General features: G+C 63.6%; 1 protein-coding gene. It reads right to left on the bottom strand.

Annotated features, from left to right (window positions below; all coding sequences use genetic code 11):
- Positions 1 to 1,104: phosphoribosylformylglycinamidine synthase subunit PurQ (locus QWB57_RS03140; RefSeq protein ID WP_288968292.1), on the bottom strand; the 1,104-nt coding region annotated here is incomplete at both ends.

The raw sequence follows: 1,104 nt of genomic DNA on the forward strand, positions 1-1,104 counted from the left end.
TGGTGACACCCGCAATGCCATCAGGTGAACCGTTGGGGTTGGCCGGGTAATGCAGCGCGGTCTGGCTGCCTTCGACAAAACGCAGCGCCACATCCACGGCGGACTGGTCAAGACCATTGGCGAACACGGCACGGCCTTCGCCATGCGCCACCGCCACCGGAATCCGCGACCCGTCCATGCCGCGCAAGAAAATCGACGGTGATTGCGCCACTTCCAGCAGCGCCAGCCGCGCTTCGTACTGCTCGCTGGTATTGCGCTGGAAGGTAGGCCAATGCTCGGCACCGGGGATAATGTCGCGCAACTGCGCCAGCATTTGGCAACCGTTGCAGATCCCCAGCGAGAAGCTGTTGTCGCGGGCGAAGAAGGCGCTGAACATGTCGCGCAGGGTGCTGCGCTCGAGGATGGAGGTGGCCCAGCCACGCCCTGCACCCAACACGTCGCCGTAGCTGAAACCGCCGCAGGCCACCACGCCCTGGAAGTCGGCCAGATCAAAGCGGCCGGCGATCAAGTCGCTCATGTGCACATCGAAGCTGTCAAAGCCGGCGCGATCGAAGGCATACGCGGTTTCTATTTGGCTGTTGACGCCCTGCTCTCGCAGCACCGCCACCTTCGGGCGTGCGCCGGTGTTGATGAACGGTGCGGCCACATCCTCACTGGCATCGAAGTGCAACACCGGCTGCAAGCCCGGCGCATCGAAGCGGCGCACGCTGTCGCGCTCGCTGTCGGCACAATCAGGGTGGTCGCGCAGTTGTTGCATCGCATGGGTGACAGCCCACCACGCATCGAACAATTCGTCCCAACGCCATTGCGCCAGCTCGTTATCGCCATCACTGATGCGGATACTGGGCGCGCTGGTGGGCTTGGCAATGCGCTGTGCGCATTCGATCAAGCCGTGCTGCGCCACCAGATCGGCAAACGCGGCACGCTCTGCTACCGGCACTTGCACCACGGCGCCCAGTTCTTCGTTGAACAACACCCGCAGCGGGTCGCCGGTGCGGCCATCGCCCCAACCATCCAGACGAATATCCAGCCCCAAGTGCGAAGCAAATGCCATTTCGCACAACGCGGCAAACACGCCGCCGTCGGAGCGGTCGTGATAGGCCA

Origin of the sequence: uncultured Thermomonas sp., from assembly GCF_937872235.1 — a bacterium.
GTDB lineage: Bacteria > Pseudomonadota > Gammaproteobacteria > Xanthomonadales > Xanthomonadaceae > Thermomonas > Thermomonas beijingensis.